Origin of the sequence: Qipengyuania benthica (assembly GCF_030717865.1) — a bacterium.
GTDB classification, from domain to species: domain Bacteria; phylum Pseudomonadota; class Alphaproteobacteria; order Sphingomonadales; family Sphingomonadaceae; genus Qipengyuania; species Qipengyuania benthica.
Genome location: NZ_JAVAIL010000003.1, coordinates 113,331 through 133,139 on the forward strand (window position 1 = coordinate 113,331; position 19,809 = coordinate 133,139).

Here is a 19,809-nt window from a genome sequence, read left to right on the forward strand (position 1 = left end):
GTCCTATTCCGCCTTCTTGCGAGCGCGCCACGCATGGAGGAGCGGCTCGGTATAACCGCTGGGCTGCTCCACGCCTTGGAAGATCAGCGCCTTGGCCGCGCTGAAGGCGGCGCCGTCCTCGTTCGCCAGCAATGGCTCGTAGGCCGGATCGCCTGCATTCTGTTCATCGACCTTGGCGGCCATGCGGTGCAGCGAATCCATCACCTGACCTTCGTTCACCACGCCATGGAGCAGCCAGTTGGCGACGTGCTGCGAGGAAATCCTCAGGGTGGCGCGATCCTCCATCAGCCCGACATCGTTGATATCCGGCACCTTGGAGCAGCCCACCCCGTGATCGATCCAGCGGACCACATAGCCGAGCAGTCCCTGGCAATTGTTGTCGAGTTCCTCGCGGACTTCCTCGTCCGACCAGTTCACCCCCTCGGCGAGCGGGATGGTGAGCAATTCGTCGAGCCCGGGCACCTCGCCCAGCCCCCGCTGGAGCTCGAATACATCCTCGCGGTGATAGTGGATCGCGTGGAGCGTGGCCGCAGTCGGGCTCGGGACCCAGGCGGTGTTCGCGCCGGCGCGCAGATGGCCGATCTTCTCGATCATCATCTTGCCCATCAGATCGGGCGCCGCCCACATCCCCTTGCCGATCTGCGCACGACCCGACAGGCCGTGGCGCAGTCCGATGCCGACATTGCGCGTCTCGTAGGCCCTGAGCCAAGCAGTATCCTTCATCGCGCCTTTGCGCAGCATGGCACCGGCTTGCATCGAGGTGTGGATCTCGTCGCCGGTGCGATCGAGAAAGCCGGTATTGATGAAGACGATGCGGTGCTTCACCGCATGGATGCAGGCGCCCAGATTGGCGCTGGTGCGGCGTTCCTCGTCCATCACGCCGACCTTCATGGTGTGCCGCGGGAGAGCCAGCAGGTCTTCCACCGCATCGAACAGATCGTTCGTGAAACCGCATTCCTCGGGCCCGTGCATCTTGGGCTTGACGATATAGATCGAGCCGCTGCGGCTGTTGCCCAGGCGCGTCTTGCCCGCCACGTCCAACGCCCCGATCGCCCCGGTGACGATCGCATCCATCAGCCCTTCGGGAATATCCTCGCCTGCGAACCGCATCGCCGGAGTGGTCATCAGATGGCCGACGTTGCGAACGAACATCAGGCTGCGCCCCGGCAGCGTGAAGGTCTGCCCCTGCGGATCGCTGTAGCGGCGATCCTCGGCCAGCCTGCGGGTCACGTTCTTGCCGCCCTTGGCGAAGCTTTCTTCCAGATCGCCGCGGATCACGCCGAGCCAGTTGCGATAGCCCAGCAGCTTGTCCTCGGCATCGACCGCGGCGACCGAATCTTCCAGATCGGCAATCGTGGTAAGCGCCGCCTCGAGCAGGATGTCGCTGATCCCCGCTCTGTCCTGCCGCCCGACGGGGCTGGCGGGGTCGAACTGGACCTCGATATGCAGCCCGTTGTTGCGGAACAGCCGCGCGTTCTCGCTCTTGCCGACGAACTGGCTCTCGTCGGCCAGAGGAATGTGATCGTCCCCGATTGCCGTGAGTGCCGCCCAGCTCTTGCCGTTCGCGAGCGGCAGCGTCTGGTCGAGAAAGCGCTTGGCCTCGGCGATCACCGCCTGGCCGCGCAATTCGTCGTAGCCACCCGGCAGCGCAGGCGGCGCATCGAGCGTATCGGTGCCGTAAAGCGCGTCGTAGAGGCTGCCCCAGCGCGCATTCGCCGCGTTCAGCAGGAAGCGCGCGTTGAGGATCGGCACCACCAGCTGCGGGCCGGCCATGGTCGCGATTTCGGCATCGACATTCTCGGTACCGATCCGGAATTCGCCCGGCTCGGGTACGAGATAGCCGATCTCCGCAAGAAAGGCGCGATAGGAGTCCGCATCATGCGGCTGGCCGGCGCGCTCGCGGTGCCAGGCGTCGATCCTTGCCTGCAGTTCCTCGCGCTTCGCCAGCAATTCCCTGTTGCGCGGCACGAACCTGCCCAGCAGGTCTGCACAACCCGACCAGAAGGCCTCGGCATCGCAATCCAGCGAGGCGAGCACCTCGTTTTCGAGGAATTCGGCCAGTGCGGTATCGACTTCGATACCGGCGCGTGTCGTATAATCATTCATGGAATCTGCTCACCCGTATTGGCGACCGCACAGGGAGGCGGTCAGACTGCTGTGTGAATCCCGGGGAGGAGATGGCGCGCATATGGCGGGCTGCGCCAGGCTTGGCAAGCGGATGGGCCTGCGGGGCGGGGTTGGACATGTCGCGCCCGCGGTCTAAGGGCCTTGGCGATGACGATGGACGCTCCCACCAAGGAAATACTCGCCCGCATCGATGGCGACGCGATGCTCGAACAGGTGCTCGACTGGGCGGCAGTCAACAGCGGGACCGGCAATCTTTCCGGCCTGGCGGTGATGGCCGAGAGACTGGGCGCGGCCTTCGCGCGGCTTCCCGGCGAGGTCGAGCTGGTCGAACCTGCCGAAGTTACCGCGATCGCGGCGGACGGCAGCGAATTCGCCAAGCCGCACGGGCACCACATGGTGCTGCGGGTGCGGCCCGAGGCGGCGCGCCGCGTCGTGCTGACCGGCCATATGGACACCGTCTTCCCTGCCGATCATGCGTTCCAGGCGGTCGAATGGCTCGACGAGGAAACGCTCAATGGGCCCGGCACCGCCGATATGAAGGGCGGGCTCTGCGTGATGCTCCACGCGCTGCTGGCCTTCGAGCAAAGCGCGCAGGCCGGCGAACTGGGCTATGATGTGATGATCAATTCGGATGAGGAGACCGGCAGCCTCGCCAGCAGCGGTCTGATCGACGAATTGGCGCGAGGCAAATACGCCGCGCTGACCTACGAACCCTCCGCCCTGCCCGACGGTACTCTCGCCCATGCGCGCGGGGGCACGGGCAATTATTCGATCACCGTCCGCGGCCGCTCGGCGCATGCCGGGCGCAATCCGCAGGACGGGCGCAACGCCGTGGTGGCGGTTTCCGATCTGGTCCTGCGCGTCGCGTCGCTGGCGGGCGAAGACATCACCGTCAATCCGGCGAAGATCGAGGGCGGCGCGGCGAACAATGTGGTGCCCGATCTCGCGATCCTGCGCTTCAACATTCGCCCCAAGACCACAGCGGCGATGAACCGCTTCGATAGCGAGCTCGATGCGCAGCTGCGCGCGATCGAGGCGGAGCACGGGGTCTCGGTCGCGCGCCACGGCGGCGTCACCCGCCCGCCCAAGCCGGTCGATGTCCGCGCGCAGAAATTGTTCGATCTGGTCCGCTCCTGCGGCGCGCAGCTGGGGCGCGAGATCGGCTGGCAGCCGACCGGCGGGGTGTGCGACGGCAACAACATCGCCGCCTCCGGCGTGCCGGTGGTGGACACTATGGGCGTACGCGGCGGCAAGATTCATTCATCCGAGGAGTTCATGATCGTTCCTTCGTTGGTCGAACGCGCCGCCCTGTCGGCGATGGTGCTTGAGAGGCTGGCATCGGGCGATCCGCTCGCCTCCGTCGCTGCTGCCGGAGAGCGCAAGTGAGCTTTCGCCTGCGCGCCTCGCGCCTCGAGGATATCGAACCGCTCTACGAAATGGCCAAGCTGACGGGGGGCGGGTTCACCAACCTTCCCGCGGATCGCCAGTCGCTGGGCGCCAAGCTCGAACGCGCCGCCACTGCCTTCGCCCGCGACGACGATCGCCTCGGCGACGATCAATTCGTGCTGGTGCTCGAAAACACCGAAACCGGTCAGGTGCGCGGCACCTGCCAGCTGTTCACGCAGGTCGGGCAGCAATGGCCGTTCTATTCCTACCGCCTCACCACGCTGACCCAGCATTCGCAGGAATTGGACCGTACGGTCCGGGCCGAGCTGCTCAGCCTGACCACCGATCTGGAAGGTTCGAGCGAGGTCGGGGGCCTGTTCCTGCATCCCAACGAAAGGGCCGGCGGGCTCGGTCTGCTGCTGGCGCGCAGCCGCTATCTGTTCATCGCCATGCACCGGCTGCGCTTCGCCGACCGGATCATCGCCGAATTGCGCGGCATCATCGACGATGCCGGCGGTTCCCCCTTCTGGGACGGGGTAGCGGGGCGGTTCTTCGGCATGAGCTTCCAGGAAGCCGATTATTTCAACGCCATCAACGGCAACCAGTTCATCGCCGATCTGATGCCCAAGCATCCGGTCTATGTCGCCATGCTCGACGAGGAAGCGCGCAAGGTGATAGGCCTGCCCCACCCCACCGGGCGCGCGGCGATGCGGATGCTGGAACACGAAGGCTTCGCCTATGAAGGCTATGTCGACATCTTCGATGGCGGCCCGACCATGTCGACTCGCATCGACCGGGTGCACAGCGTTCGCGATGCGCGCCCGGGCAAGCTCAGCGCGACCGATCTCGACATCGGCCAGCGCGCGCTGATCGCCACCGGAACGCTCGATAGCTTCCGCTGCGCCTATGGCCAGTGCGAGATCGCCGAGGACGGCACGATGGCGATCGACGAAGCCTGCGCGCGGACGCTCGATGTCGTCGCGGGCGACGAGGTGTGGAGCGTGCCGCGGTGACGAAACTGCATCGCGTTATCCCGGCGGAAGCTCGGATCCCTCTTCGCAGGGACGGAGCTTGCGGAACGAGGCCCCGGATCAAGTCCGGGGCGACGAGACCCATGCAATGAGCCTCGTCGAAATCAATTTCGACGGCATCGTCGGTCCTAGCCACAATTACGCCGGCCTCAGCCTGGGTAATATCGCCAGTGCCAGCCACAAGGGCGAACCGTCCTATCCACGCGCCGCCGCGCTGCAGGGCATGGCCAAGATGCGGTCGAACCTTGAGCTGGGGTTGGCGCAGGGCTTCCTGCTGCCGCTGCCGCGCCCCAATTTCGCTCTGATCCGCGAACTCGCGCTCGATGCGGCGAGCGAGCCGGCGCTGATCGCAGCGGCGTGGTCGGCGAGCTCGATGTGGACCGCCAACGCCGCCACGGTCAGTCCCGCACCCGATACGGCGGATGGCCGCTGCCATCTGACCCCGGCCAATCTGGTGACCATGATCCATCGCGGCCAGGAATGGCGCGATACCAGGCGGCAGCTGGCATTGGCCTTTGCCGACGAGCGCCATTTCGCAGTTCACGACGCGGTACCCGCCAGCTTCGGCGACGAGGGCGCGGCGAACCACATGCGGCTGTGCGAGAGCCATTCCGCCACGGGTGTCGAGGTGTTCGTCTATGGCCAGCAGGGCGGCCGCTTCCCTGCCCGCCAGCACGAGCAGGCCAGCCGTGCGGTGGCGCGCAAGCACGGGCTCGATCCGGCGCGCTGCGTTTTCATCGAACAGAACCCCGAGGCGATTGCCGCGGGCGCGTTCCACAACGATGTCGTCGCGGTGGCGAACGAACATGTGCTGTTCACCCATGCGCGCGCCTTTGCCGATCAGCACGGTGCCTATGAGGCAATGCGCAGCGCCTTCCCCGCCCTCGAAGTGGTCGAGGTGCCCGAGGAGGCGGTGAGCCTGGAAGAGGCGATCCGAACCTATCTGTTCAACGCCCAATTGCTCACACTGGCCGATGGGGAGATGGCGCTGGTGGTGCCGAACGAATGCCAGGAGAGCGCTTCGGTTTGGGCATGGTGCGAGCGCATACTCGCGGGCAGTGGACCGATCCGACAGGTCCTTCCCGTCGATGTTCGCCAATCGATGGCCAATGGCGGCGGTCCGGCCTGTTTGCGGCTGCGCGTGGTCGCCGATCCCGCGACGGTGGATCCCCGCTTCCTGCTGGACGAGGGTCGGATCGAGCGGGCGGAATCCGTCATCGCCGAGATGTGGCCCGAACAGATCGACCCCGTCGATATCGGTAGCGAAGCGCTCGCCAAGACCGTGATCGAGGCGCGCGAGGCGTTGCTTGGAGTGCTGGCACTCGACGAACTGGCCTGACCCGGGAGCAAGACGGCAGAGCCGCAATGACCCGCGGCGGGACAGGGTAAAAACGATCGCTGATTTCCGGCGAGCCGCGCTGGACACCGCCTGTCGGCGAACCTTACAGCCCAGCATGCAATTAACCCTTGGAACCGCCGCTATGCCTCATTGGTATAAGGCTTGCATTCCTAGCGGTTAACCCAAGGGAGCAGGCGTGCTGCGCAGGATCAAAAGGCTGTTTGTCATCAAGACGCGCTTCGAAGCGTATCTGATCATCTTCGCCTTGGCTCTGGGCGCGATGACCCGCGGCGTGCAATACACGGTGCAATATCCGGGTATCGGCGGCTATCTGCTGTGGGCCGCAACCGCGGGTGCCGTATTCCTGGGCGGCGCCAAGATCCTCGATGCCATCCGCTACGAACAGGCAGCCAGACGAGCCGAGCAAAGCCGGTAGGCTGCGCGCTGCGATCTGCCGACACTATGAAGAAGGTGGGGGTTTCTGTTGCTAGCTACCCCCGGAGCCCCGGAATCCCTTCTGTTGCCCGGTGGGTCCAACCGCGCTTTGGCTTTGTAAATTCAGGCCGCTAGGCCATCAAATTACGCAGCGAGAGCGAGTGCTTCATTGTCATTGGCACTTATGGTTTTGAGCCTTGAACGGGTTACTCAGCCCGAGCAAAAACTGCGCTTTTCAACACACGTCGATCCTAGTTCGGCCCCAGCATCAAAGGCGGTTTCTCGCCGCTGGTGGTGGAGCCGCCGGGTACTGCCCCCGGGTCCGTTGTGCCTATTGTACGCAGCACTTTATCGCCATAGTCGGCCGAAACCGACCCGCCCCATATAGCGATGCGAAGCTTAATGTGAAGTGGACGAAGGATCGGAGGGCGTGGCGGGTTCGCGTTTGAGCTCGGCGAGAATCTTCTTGAGCACGTCGAGCTGCGGATCGGTAGGCACTTCGGGATTCTGCGAACTGTCCTCGGTCGCCGCCTGCTTGCGCTGCATTTCCTCGGTCACGCGGTTGACGCTGCGCACCAGCACGAACAGCGCCAGGGCGACGATCAGGAAGTTGATCAGTGCGGTCAGCAGCGCGCCATAGCCGATCATCGCCACCCCCGCTTCCTTGAGTTGTTCGTAATTGTCGAGCGCACCTTCGTACCCGTCGGGCACCTCGCCCAGCAGCAGGAACCAGTTCGAAAAGTCGATGTCTCCGAAGATCCAGCCGATCAGCGGCATCAGCACGCCTTGCGTCAGCTGCGTGATGATCCCGCTGAAGGCCGCGCCGATCACCACCCCGACCGCGAGATCGATGACGTTTCCGCGCGCGATGAACTTCTTGAACTCGGATCCCAGTTTCATGGCGTAGCCCCCCGGTTGGCTTATCTTTCGCGTATCGTGGCCGTCCCCCTGCCACGGCGGAGAATCCGCCTCAAGCCTTACCGAAGGAGCCGCTCCCGCTTGAAAGCGACGGCAGCCGTGCTATCTAGCTAAGACAGTTTTCCATCGAGGGGTACGCCATGAATCGCATCGCAACCATCCGCACCGCAGGCAAGGCACTCGGCATCGCCGCCATGGCGCTGACCTTGTCCGCCTGCGGCATCAATTCGGTCCCCGCCGCGGAAGAGAACGCCAAGGCGAAATGGGCCGATGTCGAGGCCCAGTTCCAGCGCCGCGCGAATCTCATCCCCAACCTCCAGCAGGTGGTGCTTTCGTCCGCCGAGCAGGAGCGCGGCACCTTGCAGAGCGTGATCGAAGCGCGCGCCGCCGCTACGCGTCCCGAAATCCAGATCGACGCCGATGATCTGGACGACCCACAGGCGATGCAACAGTATCAGCAGGCGCAGAGCCAGCTGGGTAGCGCGCTGTCGCGGCTCCTGGTCTCGGTCGAACGCTATCCGGAACTCCGCAGCCAGGAGAATTTCGGTCGTCTGATGGTGCAGCTCGAAGGTTCGGAAAACCGCATCTCGACATCGATCCGCGACTACAACGAGGCGGTGCGTCAGTACAACACCACCATCCGCACCTTCCCGGACACGATCGGCGCCAACATCATCCATGGCGCAGAGCCGCTCGTGCCCTATGAGGCCGCGACCGAGGGCGCCGAGGTCGCGCCTACGCTCGACATGGGTCGCAGCGACACCGCCCCCGCCGCCAATTGAGCGGGGCCGACATCGCCCGCATGACCCACCCGGTCGGAATGCTTCGCCGCCTTCTCGTGCTGCTGACCGCCTTCGCGCTGGCGCCCGCCGCGCTGGCTCAGGATTTTCCCGAGCGCGGCACCGCGCCGATCGTCGATGCCGCGAACATCATCGACGAAGCGACCGAAGCGCAGCTGACGCAGCAGCTCGACGCGTTCGAGGAGCGCAACCAGCGCCAGTTCGTGATCGTCACTCTCCCCGATCTGCAGGGCTATGAGATCGCCGATTACGGCTATCGACTGGGCCGCGAATGGGGGATCGGCGACTCCGAACGCGATGACGGTGTGCTGCTGATCGTCGCACCCAACGAACGGCAGATGCGGATCGAGGTCGGCTACGGGCTCGAAGGGATCCTGCCCGATGGCTTGGCGTTCGAATATATCGAGGAAATGAAGGACTTCTTCCGCGACGGGCAATTCTCCGCGGGGATCGCGCTGGGTGCCGAGCGCATTCTGACCCAGCTCCAGCTACCCCCCGAAGAGGCCGCAGCGATCGCTCAGCAGGCCGCGCAGGAGCGCGAGCGCGCAGGCGAAGGCGGTTTCCCGATCGGCGCTCTGATCTGGCTTGGCTTCATTCTCTTCTTCTTCGTGCTGCCGATGTTCGGCCGCCGCGGCAAGCGGCGCTATCGCGGCAGCGGCGCCGGCAATTTCGCGCGCGACATCATTCTGTGGGAAGTCGGCAAAGCGGTGATCGGCGGATTGTCCGATCATGATGGCGGCGGTTTTGGCGGCGGCGGCTTAGGTGGAGGCGGCGGCGGGTTCGGTGGCTTCTCGGGTGGCGGCGGCAGTTTCGGGGGCGGCGGCGCCTCCGGGGGGTGGTAGATGGCCTATTTGACGCAAGACCAACACGCCATCGTCACCGATGCAGTGGCGCAGGCCGAAAGCACCACCAGCGGCGAGATCGTTACCGTGCTCGCCGATCGCTCGGACGGTTATACCGATGTGGTGCTGATGTGGTCCGTCGGGATCGCCTTTACTGCGATGAGCCTGTTCGCGCTTCTGCCGCAGCCCTTCCTCGATCTGTGGGATTCGCTGATCGGCGGCTGGACGCATGAATGGACCACGGGCGAGATCGCGACGATGACGATCATGCTCGGGCTGATCGCATTCGCGCTCGCCTGGCTGCTGCTGACATGGGATGCGCTCAAGTTCCGCGTGGTCCCCGGACCGGTCAAGACCGCACGCGTCCACGACCGCGCGATCTCCCATTTCAAGGTCGGCGCCGAGCGCCGCACGCATGGGCGCACGGGGGTGCTGATCTACCTCTCGATGCAGGAGCACCGCGCAGAGATCGTCGCCGACCGTCCGATCGCGGAGCAGGTTTCCGCCGAGGTCTGGGGCGAGGCGATGGCCGACATGCTGGTTGAAATCAGGCGCGGCTGCGTGGCCGAAGGGCTGGCCGCCGGGGTCCGCGATGTCGGACAGGTATTGGCCGAGCATTTCCCGCGCAGCGCGGACGACGAGAACGAATTGCCCGACCGACTGATCGAGGTTTGATGCTCCCCGGGATATTTTCCGACACTTCGTCATTGCGAGCGGCGAAGCCGCGCGGCAATCCAGAAGCGGCGCGGATGGCTCTCTGGATTGCTTCGCTCCGCTCGCAATGACGAAATGAGAACGACCGCATGACCGTCGACCGCGACGCGCCGGAAGAAATCGTCTGGCAGGGAAAATATGTCGTCGCCAAGACACGGGGGCGCTGGGAATATGTCGGCCGTACGCGGAACATCCGCGCCGCGGTGATCCTCGCGCTGATCGACGACGACGTGATCCTGGTCGAGCAGTACCGCGTGCCTATGGGGCGCAATTGCATCGAACTGCCCGCCGGGTTGATCGGCGACGCGGACGGTGGGGAGGACGAGGACGATCTGGCCGCCGCCGGACGCGAGCTCGAGGAAGAAACCGGTTATCGCGCCGGAAACATCGAGGATTGCGGCACCTTCTATTCTTCGCCTGGCATGGTCAGCGAAAGCTTCACCCTCGTTCGGGCCACGCAATTGGAACAGGTCGGCGAAGGCGGCGGCACCGAGAGCGAGGACATCACGGTCCACCGCGTGCCCCGCACCCAGCTTGCGCAATTCCTCGAGCGCAAGCGCTTCGAAGGTTGCGGCGTGGATGTGCGCCTGCTCTTGCTGCTGGGACACAGCATCATTGCGGGAGAGCAAACATGACAAAAACCAGAGGCAATCGCTGCGCGGGCAAGCTGGCACTGGTGACCGGCGCGGCGCAGGGGCTGGGCCGCGCGCATGCGACCCGGCTGGCAGAGGAAGGCGCGCGCGTGCTGTGCACCGACATCAACGGCGAAGGCGCGCAGGAAACCGCGACGCTGATCAATGCGCAGCTCGGCGCCGGCACCGCCTTTGCCATCGTCCACGACGTCACCAATCCGGAAGCTTGGGAAGCCGCCGTCGAAGCCGCGCGCGACCATCTCGGCGGGCTCAACGTGCTGGTCAACAACGCCGGGATCGGCGTGGGCGGCAATATCGAGACCTGCGATTTCGACGAGTGGAAGCGCTGCTTCTCGGTCAATGTCGATTCGATCTTTCACGGCTGCCAAAAGGCGCTGCCGCTGATGCGCGAGCACGCGCCCGGATCGATCGTGAACATCTCGAGCATCGCCGGGCTGATCGCCAGCGACACCATGCCCGCCTATAATTCGTCCAAGGCGGCGGTGTGGATGCTGTCGAAATCGATCGCGCTGCATTGCGCCAAGAACCGGATGAACATCCGCTGCAATTCGGTGCATCCGACTTTCGTCGACACGCCCATCCTCGATGGGACCGCGCGCCATCACAATCTCGACAAGGCGGTCCTGCTCGAGAAGCTGGCGCGCCAGATCCCGCTCAAGACGGTCGGCGAGCCCGACGATATCGCCAATGCGGTGGTCTATCTCGCCAGCGACGAGAGCAAATTCATGACCGGCGCGGAGCTCAAGCTCGACGGCGGCATCTCGGCCATGTGATCGAACTTGGTGACGAGAAGAGGCGCGGAACGCTCCGCGCCTCTCAATCCGCGATCAGGCCGATCGCGAGGTAGATCAGGATCGGGCTGCCGAAGCCGACCAGCGTGGCGAGCACGAAACCCAGCCGCACCAGCATGACGTCGATCCCAAAGTAGTTGGCGATGCCGGCGCATACGCCCATCAGCTTGCCGCTCTGGCGGTCGAGCCGGAAGCTCTTCGATGGCGGACCGCCGGGACCGGATTGGCGCAGATCGCTCATGCGATCACTCCTGCGGGTGAAGCGGGGACGATGGCCATGGCCAGAAAAATCCCCGAGAGCGCCAGCGAGAAACCGGCGGCGAACAGCTTGCTGCTTGAGAAATTGAGCATGATTTCCTTCCTGCTTGAGTGAGGTTATTGTGCGATGCTTGGATCAGGCGATGAAGCCGGTCGGGCTGGCGGGGACGATCGCGGCGGCCATGACGACGACCGAGAAGGCGATGGCGGCGACGGCGGCGAGGGCGTTGTTGACGGTGTTGAACGACATGGGGCTGGTCCTTTTCTATTCCTGAACCCCGGCCATTCCGGGGACATCGGGTAGTTTGCAACCCCCGTGCCAATTCGCGAAAACCTCTCAATTCAGCCATTGTTCACCATTCCGCCGCCCAATACACCCCTCACCCTTCCGAAAGGTTGGGAATTTTCACCAAGTTTTGGAACCTGCGTTTCCGGCTGGCCTCGCTCGGGGGCCCCCGCTATCGCTCGGCAAGCCCATGGCGCTCGACCGCATCTCGCTTCGTGACTTCCGCAACCACGCCCAGAGCACGCTCGAAGGCGCGGCGCGGATGAACCTGATCGTCGGCGCCAACGGCGCGGGCAAGACCAATGTGCTCGAGGCGCTGTCGCTGCTCTCCCCGGGGCGCGGAATGCGGCGCGCGGCGCTGACTGACATGGTGCGCAGCGGCGCCGGCGACGGGTTCGCGGTGGGCGCGAGCCTTGTTGGAGCAGACACCGGCGCGGACGATCCGGTCAGGCTGGGCACCTACACGCAAGGCGCGCAGCCGGGGCGTCGCAGGGTGCGCGTCAACGGTGCCGAAAGCGCCGCGGTCGCGCTGGGCGAATGGCTGGCGATCGGCTGGCTGACCCCGGCGATGGACGGCCTGTTCACCGGCGCAGCGCAGGACCGGCGGCGCTATCTCGACCGGCTGGCGCTGGCGATCGATCCGATCCACGCGCGCCATGCGGGGCGCTACGAGACCGCGCTGCGCGAACGCAATCGGCTGCTCTCCGACGATCGCGAGCCCGATCCGCGCTGGCTCGATGCGATCGAGGCGCAGCTGGCCGAGCACGGCACCGCGCTGAGCGAGGGGCGCGCGCGGCTGGTCGATGCGCTGATGGCGGAGATCGTGGCGCAGCCCGAAGCGCCCTTCCCCCGCCCCGCGCTGAGCTACGCAGCCGGCGGACCGCTCGGCTACGAAGGCCTTTCGCAGGCGCTGCACGACCATCGCCGCCGCGACCGCGCAGCGCAGCGCACGCTCGACGGCCCCCATCGCGACGATCTCGAGGTGCTCTACGCCGCAAAACGGGTGCCTGCCGCGCGCTGCTCGACCGGAGAGCAGAAGGCCCTGCTGCTCGCGATCACCATCGCGCACGCCGCGCTGGCGGCCAAGGGGCGCGCGTCGCTGCTGCTGCTCGACGAAGTCGCCGCGCATCTCGATCCCGCGCGGCGCGAGGCTTTGTTCGAGCGGCTGCGCGCGGGCGGCGCGCAGGTCTGGATCACCGGAACCGAGCTCGCACCCTTCGAGGCGATCGCCGACGAAGCCGCGGTCTGGGCCGTCGCCGAGGGGTCGGTGGAACGTCGATAGGCGCGCGCCCTATTCGGCTTGCGGCAGCGCCGCCTGAACCTCGTCCAGCGTGTCGGCCACCAGCGCCTCGATCCCCGCTGCCGTCGGATGGATCCGGTCGGACTGGAACAGCGAGGGGTTCTGGTAGATGCTCTCCAGCCAGAACGGCACCAATGGCGCATCGTACTCGCGGGCCAGCTCGCCATAAAGCGCGTCGAAACTCTGCTGGTATTCGGGCCCGTAATTGGGCGGCGCGCGCATTCCCATGATCAGCAACGGAATGTCGCGCTCGCGCAATTCGCCCAGCATGGCCGCGAAATTGGCGCGGGTCTGATCGGGCGAGAGCCCGCGAAGGAGATCGTTTCCGCCCAGCTCGAGCAACACCAGATCGGGCGGTGTCTCCAGCGCATCGAGAGTGAACGCAAGGCGTTGGCGCCCGGCGGCGCTGGTGTCGCCCGACACCCCGGCGTCGATCACGCGAGCGTTCAAGCCCTGACCCCGCAGCGCGGCCTCGAGCTGTTCCGGATAGCCTTCGGTCTCGCCCAGACCATAGCCTGCGAACAGGCTGTTGCCGAAGGCGAGGATTCGCCGCTCCTCGCCGCTGACCGCCACCTCGAGCGCAGGCGCTTCGACGCTCGCTTCGTCGGCGACAGCAGGGGCCTGCGTCGCCTCGCCCGAACAGGCGGCAAGCGCCAGCGCGGCGCAGCCAGTCGACCAGTTTCGTATGTTCATCGGTGTGCTTCCTTGTGCGACCACCTTCCCTATGCCATCGCAGGATCGTGACAAACCCCTCCCCCACGATCCTCGCCCAAAACCTCACCCTCACACTCGGAACCGAGCAGGCCCCGGTCGAAATCCTTCGCGGGATCGACCTGCGGGTCGAGACGGGCGAGACCGTGGCCCTGCTCGGCCCCTCGGGTTCCGGCAAGAGTTCGCTGATGGCGGTGCTGTCCGGGCTGGAACGCGCCAGCGGCGGCACGCTCAGCGTCGCCGGCGAGGATTTCGCCGCGATGGGCGAGGACGCGCTGGCCCATGCCCGCCGCGGCCGGATCGGCATCGTACTGCAAGCCTTCCACCTGCTCCCCACCATGACCGCGCAGGAGAACGTCGCCACGCCGATGGAGCTCGCGGGGGAGAGCGATGCCCAGCCCCGAGCGCGTGCCGAGCTCGAAGCGGTCGGGCTCGGCCACCGGCTCGACCATTATCCGCAGCAATTGTCCGGCGGCGAGCAGCAGCGCGTCGCCATCGCGCGCGCCACCGCGGCGCGCCCCGCGCTGATCTTCGCCGATGAGCCGACCGGCAATCTCGACGCCGCGACCGGTCACGAGATCGTCGACCTGCTTTTCGCCCGCCGCGCCGAGACCGGCGCGACGCTGCTGGTGATCACCCACGATCCCGAGCTCGCCGAGCAATGCGGCCGGATCATCACCCTCGCCGATGGCCGGATCGCAACCGACACAAAGGCCGACACCGGGGAAGCGGCGGCGCGCGGATGAGCTGGGCGACCGCCTGGCGGATTGCGCGGCGCGATCTCAACGCCCGGTTCCGCGGCTTGCGGCTGCTGCTGGTCTGCCTGTTCCTGGGCACCGGGGCACTTACCGCAATCGGCTCTCTGACCGCGGCGATCGAACGGGAAATCGCCGCCAGCGGGCAGGAACTGCTTGGCGGCGATCTCGAGATCGAGCTGTGGCAGCGCGGTCTTGACGATGAGGAAACCGCCGCGCTGGCCGAATATGGCGAACTCTCGCGCGGTTATCGCATGCAAGCGATGGCGCGCGCAGGGGAGCAGGCGGTCCCGGTCGGGCTCAAGGCGGTCGACGACGCTTATCCGCTCTATGGCGAATTGGCGCTCCAGGACGGGCGCTCGGTGGGCGCGCCGCCAGCCGGAGAAGTCTGGCTCGGCCAGGGTGCGGCCGACCGGCTCGGCATCGCGACAGGCGACGCGGTCACCATCGGGACGCAGAGGCTCACGGTCGGCGGCATCATCGCCAGCGAACCCGACAAGCTCAGCGAAGGCTTCCAGCTCGGCCCTATTGTGATCGCCGCCGAAGAGCTGCCGATCCGTGCCGGTCTGATCGCGCCGGGCTCGATGTATCAGACCAAGACCCGCGTCGCCTTCGACTCGATGCGCGATCCGGTGGAGGTGCGCGAGGCGCTGGAGGCCCGCTTCCCCGAAGCCGGGTTCGATTTCCGCACCGCCGACCGCGCCTCGCCGGGCGCCGACCGCTTCGTCAGCCGGATGAGCGAATTCCTGACGCTGGTCGGGCTCGCCGCGCTGGTCATTGCCGGAATCGGCATCGGCGGCGGCGTCACCTCCTATCTCGATGCTCGCCGCCAGGGCATCGCCACGCTCAAGATCCTTGGCGCGAGCAGCGGCGATATCGCACGCATCTACGCGCTGCAGATCTTCGCTGCGGCCATGGTCGGCAGCCTTGCCGGCATTGTGGTGGGCATCGCCGTCACCCCGGTGCTGGCGCTCGCGCTGCAGGGCCTGTTGCCGGTGGACAGCGGCGTGGTGATCGATCCCGGCGCAATCCTGTTGGCGCTGGCCTATGGATTGCTGGTCGCGCTGATCTTCGCCGCTCCGCCCCTGATGCGCGCTCGACAATTTCCCGCGATGGCGCTGATGCGTGCGCGGATCGCCCCGCTCGGCCGCGACCGCCGGGCCTGGAAGATCGTGGCGGCAGGTCTCGTGGCGATCGTCGCGCTGGCGCTGCTGACCGCCAGCCGCCCCGAACTCTCGGCGATGTTCCTTGCCGGAGCCGCCGTCGCGCTCGGACTGCTCGCGCTGCTCGCCATGGGAATCCGCCGCCTCGCCGCCGCGCTGCCGCGCCCGTCCAGTCCGATCGCGCGCAATGCGCTCGCCAATCTTCATCGCCCGGGATCGAACACCACCGCGCTGGTGACCGCGCTCGGCTTCGGTCTTGCCGCCTTCGTCCTGCTGGCAGCGGTGCAAACGGCGATCGACGGCAATATCGAGCAGCGCGTCCCCGAGCAGGCGCCCGATTATTTCGTGCTCGACATCCCGCGCGATCGGGTGGGCGATTTCGAACGGCTGGTCTGGGCCGAGGACGAACAGGCAAGCATCCGTGCCGTCCCGGCGTTGCGCGGAGCGGTGCTCGCCTTCGGCTCCGAAGGCGAGATGACCCGCACCGCCACGCTCGAAGAGATTCCCGACGGGGCCTGGGCGCTGCGCGGCGAGCGCGGCCTGACCTATGCCGACGATGTCCCCGACGGCAACACCATCGTCGCGGGCCAGTGGTGGGGACCGTTCCATAGCGGCGAGCCGCTGGTTTCGATCGACGAGGAATTCGCCGAGGCAGCCGGGCTGGAGATCGGCGATTTGCTGACCTTCGGGGTCCTCGGGGTCGAACGAACCGTGCGGATCGCCAATCTCAGGCGGATCGACTGGGAAAGCCTGGGCTTCAACTACGTCTTCGTACTCAGCCCCAACGCCATCCGCGACGCACCGCACAATCTCGCCGCCACCATCGAGCTGACACAAGGCACCCCGACCGGACCCCTGCTGCAGGCGCTGGTGCGCGAATTCCCCTCGAGTTCCGTGATCGAGGTCGGCAATGTGCTGCAACAGGCGCGCACGCTGCTCGAACAGGTCGGGCTGGCGACGCTCGCTGCCGCAGGCGTGGCGGTGCTGGCGGGGCTCGCCGTGTTGTTGGGCGCGATCGCCGCTGCCCGCGCGCAGCGGACCTACGACACCGTGATCCTGCGCGTGCTCGGCGCCAATCGCCGCCAGATCCTGACGATGCAGCTGGTCGAATATCTGCTGTTGGCCGGTGTGCTGGCGCTGGTGGCACTCGGGCTCGGCAGCCTCACCGCCTGGCTGGTGGTCACCCAACTCTTCGAATTCGACTGGCTGCCCGACTGGCTCACGGTGCTGGCGGTGCTGGGGCTGGGGATAGCGGTGGTGCTGGTGTTCGCGGTGATGGGCTCGTTCCCCCTGCTGCGGGCGAAACCGGCGCAGGCCTTGCGCACGCTCTAGGGAGCGACGGCAGCAGGCGCAAAGCCGCCCGCGTCTTCCTGCGCTTGCGATTTCTCCCCGCGACGGCAGACAAAAAAAGGGGGCCGCGAAGCCCCCTTTTCCCATCGTTTCCCTTGATCGGCGGCTTGCCGCTCAGAAGCGGAAGCGAGCCGTCACGCCGTAGGTGCGCGGTGCGTTGGGGTAGCCCGACACCGTCCCTGCCTGCGCCACACCGTCGAACACCGCCGTGAGGTAGCGTTCGTTGGTGAGGTTGCGGACGTAGCCCGAAAGCTCGAAGCCATTGTCCATCACGAAGGCGAGCGAGGCGTTGACCTGGTTCACCTCGCGGCGGAACTGGCGCGCCACCGCGATGCCCTGCGCGATGGTCGGAAAACCGGTCAGGCCGTTGACGATCTGCGTGTTGCTCTCGTGGTAGAAGTCCACCCGCCCGATCAACAGATTGCCGCTGGCTCCGAATTCATGCGTATAGGTGCCCGAAGTGGCGATGGTGAATTCGGGGATATCCGCCGGACGCTGGCCCGTCAGATCGCCCAGCGTCGAATTCGTGAAGCTGTCGTAGATCGGGTCGAGGTAGGTCAGAGCGAAGGTGAACACCAGCGGATCGGCGGGCGTCACGGTTGCGTCGAATTCGAAGCCCCGGGTCGACTGCTCTTCCGCGTTGGCCAGCGCAAAGCCGGTACCGGTGAAGACGTTCGACTGGAAATTCTCCAGCGTCTGATCGAACAATGCGAGGTTGAACCCGATCCTGTCGAACTGTGCCTTCAGACCCAGCTCGTAGACCATGGCCTCCTCCGGCAAGGCAAAGCGCGTTCCGGTGGTGAGGTTCGGCACTGCCAATCCGGCATCGCGGATCGGCGACGACGGAGCAAGGATCGTGCTGCCGAACGGACCCGGCGTGTAGTCGCTCGGGAACGGACGGCTGTCACGCGACAGATTGACCGAGCTCGCCTTGAAGCCCGTCGCATAGGTGAAATAGGCGTTCACGTTGTCGGTGATGTCGTAGGCGGCGCGGAGCGTGTAGCTCCAGTCGTCGTCGCGGGTCTGGCCCGGCTCAATGGCATTGGGCACGTTCAGGAACGGCGGCAGGAACTGCAGCGGACGCAGCGCCAGCAGCGGGTTGGTGGCAGGGTTGGTTGCCGCAGCCGCGATCGCACCAAAGGCTGCCGGATTGCCTTGCGCGAACTGACCGATCACCGTCGGAGTCACCTGGCCCGGCGCGATGCCCAGGGCACCGGCGATCTGACCGACGATCACCGCATCCACCAGATTGACGTTGGCCAGCGGGTCGAGCGACTGCTGCGCCAGCGTGAAGTCCTTCTTGTCGTCGGTGTAGTTGAAGCCGCCGGTCAGCGTCAGCCGGTCGGTGACTTCGAAATCGACCGTGCCGAAGATCGAGTAGCTTTCGTTATCCAGCGTGAAGAACTCGCGGGTGCTGGGGCCGGTGGCGAAGATCGAACCGCTCTGGAAGCCGAGCGCCGCTTCGACGCCCGCCAGCGTGCCGGGGACGCCCCGACCCGCGAGCAGATCGAAGAACGGCCGCGCCTGCGGGCCGTTGGTCAACCCGCTGTTCTGAGTGACGTCTTCCTTGAAGTAGAAGCCGCCGAGCAGGAAGTTGAGCGGTCCGTCGAAGTCGGAAGTGACCCGCAGTTCCTGCGTGAAGGTGTCGATCGCCTGGTCGCGGAATTCGGAAACCACGTCGGCGCTGGAGAAATCGACATCCTGCTCGCTGAAGCTGCGCAGCTCGCGATAGGCGGTGATCGAGGTCAGCGAGATCGCGCCCAATTCATAATCCGCCTGCAGCGAACCACCATAGCTTTCGATCTCGTTGACCGGCAGCTGGTTGAGATAAGTGCGGTCGGAGAACACGTCCTCGGGCACGATCTGACCGCCGACTGCGAAGATCAGCGGAACGGTCGGGCCGGCGATGAGGTTGCCGGCGTAGCAGCACAGCTCGTCGATCTTGGAATAGTCGCCGATGGCACGCAGACGCAGCGGACCGTTGTTGTCGAACAATAGCTGGCCGCGCACCGAGTAGCGGTTGCGCTCGTTGATCTGCTCGTCGAGATTGACGACATCGACATAGCCGTCGCGCTTGTTGAAATTGCCGTCGAGCGAAAAGGCGACGCTGTCGGTCAGCGGGCCGGTGACATCGCCCTTGAGCACGATGTTGTCGTAATTGCCATAGGTCGCCGAGACCGAGCCGCCGAAGGCAAACTGCGGCTCGCGGGTGACGACCGAGATCACGCCGGCGCTGGCGTTCTTCCCGAACAGCGTGGATTGCGGACCCCGCAGGACCTCGACGCGCTGGACGTTCGCCATATCGTTGATCTGGGCTGCCGACCGCGAACGAAACACGTTGTCGATGAACACGCCGACCGAGGGCTCGACGCCTGCATTGTTGGCGCCATTGCCGAACCCGCGGATGATGAAGGTGGTGTTGGCGGAGCTCTGCAGTTGGCTCACGCGCAGCGAGGGTGACACCGTCTGCAGGTCCTGCAGGTCGCGGATTTCGGCGCGCTCGAGGGTTTCTCCGGTGGTCACGCTGACCGACACGGGAACCTCCTGCAGCGTCTGTTCGCGCTTGGTGGCGGTGACGACGATGACATTGGGATTGGTCGCCGGGGCGACGTCGGCCACATCGTTGGTCAGTTCGGAATCATTGTCCTGGGTGCGGACCGGATCGTTTTCGGTCACGTCCTGCGCAAACACGCTGGCAGGGGTCAAAGCAAAGGCAGCGGCGCCGACAAGCAGGCGCGCGGAAACGGAAATGTGCATGAAAGGTCCTCTTTGTGCGAACGCGACGCGCGTCTCTCCCGTGCGTCTCTGAGGTGGCCCTTAGGGGGAGGATTCGGGTCGCTCAATCCCATTGTTGCGTCGTTGGTCGAATTGTTGCGCGATTGTTGCAGGCAATTCACACCCGCGGCGCCAGCGGGCATTTCGAGCCCTGCGCGCTTGCCGTTGGCGGGCA

Annotated in this window: 18 protein-coding genes and 1 other RNA gene; 12 read left to right on the forward strand and 7 right to left on the reverse strand. The window is 65.8% G+C overall.

The window, feature by feature from the left end:
* Positions 1 to 3: 3 nt before the first annotated feature.
* Positions 4 to 2,106: a malate synthase G gene (locus Q9K01_RS09585; RefSeq protein WP_305930026.1), complete on the reverse strand. Its 2,103-nt coding sequence runs from the start codon at positions 2,104 to 2,106 to the stop codon at positions 4 to 6.
* 168 nt (positions 2,107 to 2,274) lie between these two features.
* Here Q9K01_RS09585 and Q9K01_RS09590 point away from each other — a divergent pair, with 168 nt between their 5' ends.
* From Q9K01_RS09590 to Q9K01_RS09605, 4 genes are all read left to right on the forward strand, one after another.
* Positions 2,275 to 3,513 carry a hydrolase gene (locus Q9K01_RS09590; RefSeq protein ID WP_305930027.1) on the forward strand — a complete coding sequence of 413 codons (1,239 nt, stop codon included), beginning with the start codon at positions 2,275 to 2,277 and terminating at the stop codon, positions 3,511 to 3,513.
* On the forward strand, positions 3,510 to 4,526 hold the full coding sequence (locus Q9K01_RS09595; RefSeq protein ID WP_305930028.1) for an arginine N-succinyltransferase: 1,017 nt from the start codon (positions 3,510 to 3,512) through the stop codon (positions 4,524 to 4,526). Before Q9K01_RS09590 ends, Q9K01_RS09595 begins: the two co-directional genes overlap by 4 nt.
* Positions 4,527 to 4,632: 106 nt before the next feature.
* Positions 4,633 to 5,883 (forward strand): N-succinylarginine dihydrolase, encoded by a 1,251-nt coding sequence (locus Q9K01_RS09600; protein WP_305930029.1) that lies wholly within the window; start codon positions 4,633 to 4,635, stop codon positions 5,881 to 5,883.
* Positions 5,884 to 6,079: 196 nt separating this feature from the next.
* A complete protein-coding gene (locus Q9K01_RS09605) occupies positions 6,080 to 6,319 on the forward strand; it encodes a hypothetical protein (protein WP_305930030.1) in 240 nt (79 codons plus the stop codon).
* 70 nt (positions 6,320 to 6,389) lie between these two features.
* Here the strand turns inward: Q9K01_RS09605 and ssrA are convergent.
* Both ssrA and mscL read right to left on the reverse strand, forming a co-directional pair.
* Positions 6,390 to 6,731, reverse strand: a transfer-messenger RNA (tmRNA) gene (gene ssrA / locus Q9K01_RS09610).
* Entirely contained in the window at positions 6,718 to 7,218 is a 501-nt protein-coding gene (gene mscL, locus Q9K01_RS09615; RefSeq protein WP_305930031.1) for a large conductance mechanosensitive channel protein MscL, read from the reverse strand. Before mscL ends, ssrA begins: the two co-directional genes overlap by 14 nt.
* Before the next feature lie 158 nt (positions 7,219 to 7,376).
* Here mscL and Q9K01_RS09620 point away from each other — a divergent pair, with 158 nt between their 5' ends.
* The 5 genes from Q9K01_RS09620 (at position 7,377) to Q9K01_RS09640 (ending at position 11,018) form a co-directional block, all read left to right on the forward strand.
* The gene (locus Q9K01_RS09620; protein WP_305930032.1) at positions 7,377 to 8,018 is read left to right on the forward strand and encodes a LemA family protein; all 642 of its coding nucleotides are present in this window, start codon (positions 7,377 to 7,379) and stop codon (positions 8,016 to 8,018) included.
* A gap of 38 nt (positions 8,019 to 8,056) precedes the next feature.
* The gene (locus Q9K01_RS09625; RefSeq protein ID WP_305930033.1) at positions 8,057 to 8,878 is read left to right on the forward strand and encodes a TPM domain-containing protein; all 822 of its coding nucleotides are present in this window, start codon (positions 8,057 to 8,059) and stop codon (positions 8,876 to 8,878) included.
* Positions 8,879 to 9,553, forward strand: coding sequence for a TPM domain-containing protein (locus Q9K01_RS09630; RefSeq protein ID WP_305930034.1), 675 nt, complete (start codon positions 8,879 to 8,881; stop codon positions 9,551 to 9,553).
* Between the two features lie 128 nt (positions 9,554 to 9,681).
* The gene (locus Q9K01_RS09635) at positions 9,682 to 10,227 is read left to right on the forward strand and encodes an NUDIX hydrolase (RefSeq protein WP_305930035.1); all 546 of its coding nucleotides are present in this window, start codon (positions 9,682 to 9,684) and stop codon (positions 10,225 to 10,227) included.
* On the forward strand, positions 10,224 to 11,018 hold the full coding sequence (locus Q9K01_RS09640; protein ID WP_305930036.1) for an SDR family oxidoreductase: 795 nt from the start codon (positions 10,224 to 10,226) through the stop codon (positions 11,016 to 11,018). The genes Q9K01_RS09635 and Q9K01_RS09640 overlap by 4 nt, the downstream gene beginning before the upstream one ends.
* Before the next feature lie 43 nt (positions 11,019 to 11,061).
* On the opposite strand, the gene Q9K01_RS09645 is transcribed toward Q9K01_RS09640, so the two are convergent.
* Entirely contained in the window at positions 11,062 to 11,277 is a 216-nt protein-coding gene (locus Q9K01_RS09645; RefSeq protein WP_305930037.1) for a PspC domain-containing protein, read from the reverse strand.
* On the reverse strand, positions 11,274 to 11,387 hold the full coding sequence (locus Q9K01_RS09650; protein WP_305930038.1) for a recombination protein F: 114 nt from the start codon (positions 11,385 to 11,387) through the stop codon (positions 11,274 to 11,276). Before Q9K01_RS09650 ends, Q9K01_RS09645 begins: the two co-directional genes overlap by 4 nt.
* A gap of 383 nt (positions 11,388 to 11,770) precedes the next feature.
* Between Q9K01_RS09650 and recF the strand changes: the two genes are divergently transcribed.
* Positions 11,771 to 12,862 (forward strand): DNA replication/repair protein RecF, encoded by a 1,092-nt coding sequence (recF, locus tag Q9K01_RS09660; RefSeq protein ID WP_305930040.1) that lies wholly within the window; start codon positions 11,771 to 11,773, stop codon positions 12,860 to 12,862.
* 9 nt (positions 12,863 to 12,871) lie between these two features.
* On the opposite strand, the gene Q9K01_RS09665 is transcribed toward recF, so the two are convergent.
* Positions 12,872 to 13,573 (reverse strand): arylesterase, encoded by a 702-nt coding sequence (locus tag Q9K01_RS09665; protein WP_305930041.1) that lies wholly within the window; start codon positions 13,571 to 13,573, stop codon positions 12,872 to 12,874.
* A 47-nt stretch (positions 13,574 to 13,620) separates the two neighbouring features.
* On the opposite strand from Q9K01_RS09665, the gene Q9K01_RS09670 reads away from it, so the two are divergent.
* A complete protein-coding gene (locus Q9K01_RS09670; protein ID WP_305930042.1) occupies positions 13,621 to 14,337 on the forward strand; it encodes an ABC transporter ATP-binding protein in 717 nt (238 codons plus the stop codon).
* A complete protein-coding gene (locus tag Q9K01_RS09675; protein WP_305930043.1) occupies positions 14,334 to 16,841 on the forward strand; it encodes an ABC transporter permease in 2,508 nt (835 codons plus the stop codon). Before Q9K01_RS09670 ends, Q9K01_RS09675 begins: the two co-directional genes overlap by 4 nt.
* 132 nt (positions 16,842 to 16,973) lie before the next feature.
* Here the strand turns inward: Q9K01_RS09675 and Q9K01_RS09680 are convergent, their stop codons facing one another.
* Positions 16,974 to 19,616, reverse strand: coding sequence for a TonB-dependent receptor (locus Q9K01_RS09680; protein WP_305930044.1), 2,643 nt, complete (start codon positions 19,614 to 19,616; stop codon positions 16,974 to 16,976).
* Positions 19,617 to 19,809: the final 193 nt, after the last annotated feature.